The organism is Limnohabitans sp., assembly GCF_040401495.1.
Lineage (GTDB): Bacteria > Pseudomonadota > Gammaproteobacteria > Burkholderiales > Burkholderiaceae_C > Limnohabitans.
Genome location: NZ_JBBAOI010000005.1, coordinates 154,237 through 157,736, shown reverse-complemented (window position 1 = coordinate 157,736; position 3,500 = coordinate 154,237). Strand labels below are relative to the sequence as shown.

The 3,500-nt window shown below is 52.7% G+C and carries 6 protein-coding genes and 1 pseudogene; 1 reads left to right on the top strand and 6 read right to left on the bottom strand.

Annotation, left to right across the window (positions count from 1 at the left end; all coding sequences use genetic code 11):
* The 6 genes and pseudogenes from AC9UEO_RS05835 to AC9UEO_RS05810 all read right to left on the bottom strand — a co-directional run.
* Nucleotides 1-403: pseudogene (locus AC9UEO_RS05835) on the bottom strand (F0F1 ATP synthase subunit alpha); the annotation flags it as partial.
* Between the two features lie 47 nt (nt 404-450).
* On the bottom strand, nt 451-981 hold the full coding sequence (locus AC9UEO_RS05830) for a F0F1 ATP synthase subunit delta (protein ID WP_509530940.1): 531 nt from the start codon (nt 979-981) through the stop codon (nt 451-453).
* A 12-nt stretch (nt 982-993) separates the two neighbouring features.
* The gene (locus AC9UEO_RS05825) at nt 994-1,464 is read right to left on the bottom strand and encodes a F0F1 ATP synthase subunit B (RefSeq protein WP_509530938.1); all 471 of its coding nucleotides are present in this window, start codon (nt 1,462-1,464) and stop codon (nt 994-996) included.
* A gap of 30 nt (nt 1,465-1,494) precedes the next feature.
* Nucleotides 1,495-1,743: a F0F1 ATP synthase subunit C gene (gene atpE / locus AC9UEO_RS05820; RefSeq protein ID WP_506612828.1), complete on the bottom strand. Its 249-nt coding sequence runs from the start codon at nt 1,741-1,743 to the stop codon at nt 1,495-1,497.
* A gap of 45 nt (nt 1,744-1,788) precedes the next feature.
* On the bottom strand, nt 1,789-2,634 hold the full coding sequence (gene atpB, locus AC9UEO_RS05815; protein WP_509530936.1) for a F0F1 ATP synthase subunit A: 846 nt from the start codon (nt 2,632-2,634) through the stop codon (nt 1,789-1,791).
* 16 nt (nt 2,635-2,650) lie between these two features.
* Nucleotides 2,651-3,172 carry an ATP synthase subunit I gene (locus AC9UEO_RS05810; protein ID WP_509530934.1) on the bottom strand — a complete coding sequence of 174 codons (522 nt, stop codon included), beginning with the start codon at nt 3,170-3,172 and terminating at the stop codon, nt 2,651-2,653.
* A gap of 83 nt (nt 3,173-3,255) precedes the next feature.
* Between AC9UEO_RS05810 and AC9UEO_RS05805 the strand changes: the two genes are divergently transcribed.
* A partial coding sequence (locus AC9UEO_RS05805) for a YbeD family protein (RefSeq protein ID WP_509530932.1) occupies nt 3,256-3,500 on the top strand: 245 nt, incomplete at its 3' end.

The following is a 3,500-nucleotide window of genomic DNA, read 5'->3' as shown; positions in this document are numbered from 1 at the left end:
CAGGCGCGACTTTTTCGATCACGTCGGTCATCTTGGCGTTGATCGGGCCTTTGCCATCGATGGGGTGACCCAAGGCATTGACCACGCGGCCGATGAGCTCGGGTCCCACAGGCACTTCCAAAATGCGACCCGTGCATTTGACGGTGTCGCCTTCGGAGATGTGTTCGTATTCACCCAAGATCACCGAGCCGACAGAGTCGCGCTCCAAGTTCAGCGCCAAGCCGAAGGTGTTGTTGGGGAATTCCAGCATCTCGCCTTGCATCACATCGGACAAGCCGTGGATGCGGCAAATACCGTCGGTGACCGAAATCACAGTGCCTTGGTTGCGCACATTGGTATCACCTGTCGAGCCCTCGATGCGGGTTTTGATCAGTTCAGAGATTTCCGCGGGATTGAGTTGCATGACTCTTTCCTTCTTCCTATGTATGGGCCAACCTGTGAGCGGGATGCTCAGGCGGTCAGCGCGACTTTCATTTGTTCCAAACGGGCTTTGACCGAGGTGTCAAGCACCTCGTCGCCGACCACCACACGCACACCGCCAATGAGTTCGGGCTCGAGAGCCACTTGCACATGGAGTTTGCTGCCAAAGCGCTTTTCGAGCACTTTGGCCAAATCGTCAAGGGCTGCGCCCTCGATGGGGAATGCACTGTGCACCACAGCTTTTTGAACACCACTTTGTGCATCCAACAAAGCATGAAAGTGCTTGGCAATCTCAGGTAGCACGCCAAGGCGGCCGTTATCGATCAGGGTGGTCAAAAAATTGACCGCCACCGAGGGAAGGTTTTTAGGCCCCACTTGGGTAAAAAGCTCAAGCACTTGGCTGTGAGAGGTCTTGGGGTCATGGGCAAATTGCTGCAAACCTGCGTCAGCTGCAACAATGGCCAAGCCATCCAACCACGCCACAGCTGAGGCAGCGTCAGCCTTGACCACTTGAAACAAGGCCTCGGCGTAGGGACGAGCAATGGTGGCGAGTTCAGCCATGGTGTTGTGTCCTCAAAGCTCGGTCTTGAGGCGACTCAACAAGTCGGCATGAACGCTGGCGTTGACTTCCTTGCGCAGAATTTGCTCTGCACCTTTGATCGCCAACACCGCAACGTGGTCACGCAAGGCCTCGCGACCTTGGACCATGGCCTGATCAGCCTCTGCTTTCGCAGCCGCGATGATTCTGTTAGCCTCTTCGGTTGCCCGCAATTTGGCCTCATCAATGATGACCGATGCACGGTGTTCTGCGTCTGCAATGCGAGTGGCCGCCTCATTGCGGGTTTTGGCCAACTCGACCTCAACATGCTTGTGCGCATTAGACAACTCGATACGGGCGTGCTCAGCGGCCTTTAAGCCGTGGGCGATTTTTTCAGCTCGCTCGTCCAGCGCCACTGCAATGGGAGGCCACACGAATTTCATCGTGAACCACACCAAAATAGCAAAAACGATGGCCTGAACGAACAGGGTTGCGTTGATACTCACGTCAACACCTCTCTAAAGTAAGGTTGCAAGTTACTTGAGGACGAAGGGATTGGCAAAGGCAAACATCATGGCAATACCTACGCCAATCAGGAAAGCCGCATCAATCAAACCAGCCAACAAAAACATTTTGGTTTGCAATTCATTCATCAGTTCGGGCTGACGAGCTGCGGCTTCAAGGTATTTGCTGCCCATGATGCCAATACCAATACAAGCACCGATAGCGCCCAGTCCAATGATGAGACCAGAAGCGAGTGCGACTAAACCAAGTACGTGTTCCATGAGAAGCTCCTAAGCAAGATGATGGAAGGTTGAGGAAAGAAAAACTCAGTGTGTGTCGTGCGCTTGCCCGATGTAGACCAAAGTCAGCATCATGAAAATAAAGGCTTGCAACGCAACGATCAAAATGTGGAAGATGGCCCAAATAGAGCCAGCAATGATATGGCCAATAGGCAGCAAAATACCGCTCAAGCTCAGTGCTGCAGCGCTGCCCATGAGCGCTATCAACATGAAAATCAGCTCGCCAGCATACATATTGCCAAACAGTCGCATACCGTGAGAGACAGTTTTTGCGACAAACTCAATCATTTGAAAACCGAAATTGATGGGCCAAAGTATGGGGTGCGCACCAAAAGGCGCTGTGGTCAGTTCGTGCAACCAGCCGCCCAAACCTTTGATCTTGATGTTGTAAAACAAACAAATCAACAACACCGAAACTGACATGCCCAATGTGGTCGACAAGTCGGCGGTGGGAACCACGCGGAAATAATGAATGCTGTGATCTAGTCCAGTCCATTCGAACAATTTGTGAAACAAGTCAACAGGCAAGAAATCCATGCTGTTGAGCAAGAAAATCCAAACAAACACGGTTAAAGCCAAAGGCGAGACCAGTTTGCGACTGTGGGCGTTGTGGACGATGCCACGCGCTTGGGTGTCGACCATTTCATACAAAATTTCGACCGCAGCTTGAAAACGACCCGGAACCCCTGAGGTGGCAGCACGTGCAGCGCGCCACAAAAAGAAAGATCCGATAACGCCTAGCAAAACAGACCAAAAAACCGAATCGATGTTGACCACGGAAAAGTCAATCACACTTCCCATTGGCTTGGTTTGCAAATGGGTCAAATGGTGACTGATGTATTCGCCGGCGGTAAGTGTGCTGGTATCGGACATGCTCAACTCTTCAAAATCAATCTTGCGGTGTCGCTTGTCTGGGCTTTCCCCAGGCCAGCGCCAACCAATAAACCTTCATCGTCAACAACAATCCCGCTAACAAAGCAGGCCAACTGACATCACTCAAGACCCTGGGCGCCAGCGCCAACAACAGCACTGTCAACACCATCTTGACGCCTTGCCACACGGCAAAGCTCATGGCTGCAGAGACTGCGTTGACCGAGGCCAACCGTGAAGTCATGCCCCTGGCAAACAAAGCAGATGGCAAAACCACTGCAAAAGCGCCATACACCAAAGAAAACGCTATTGATGCACGACCCCAAACCCAAGCAGCTGACAAGGCCAAAACCACCGCCAGCGTCAGCTGCGCCCCAACCACCTGCCAAACCGATAAAGTCGGATGACGCGCTCGCCAGGCTTGGGCCTCTTGCGCCGTCATCGGGCGAAACTCTTCGGTTTCGTCAACTGACGCCGCCGCCTCAACTGATGTCTGAGTGTTTTTTACTGCAACCAAGGAGGCTTTGACGGGAGAGTCCATGTCCTTCCTAAACTTGCAGCAAAGCCACTGATTGTAAAGTATCTTAATAACCCCACCTGAACCCAATCTTTCAAACTCTTTTCATGCCCACCCCATCCACCGACAGTCTGATTGAATACCCCTGTGATTTCCCCATCAAAGTCATGGGCGAACAAGTCGATGGCTTTGTCGACGCCATGCTCATGATCGTGCGCCATTTCGACCCGGAATGGGACGATACGCGCCTGACCCAACGCCCCAGCAGCGCTGGCAAATACCTCGGTCTGACCTTGACCATCAAAGCCACCAGCCGCGAACAACTCGACGAGCTTTACCGCACGCTGAGCAC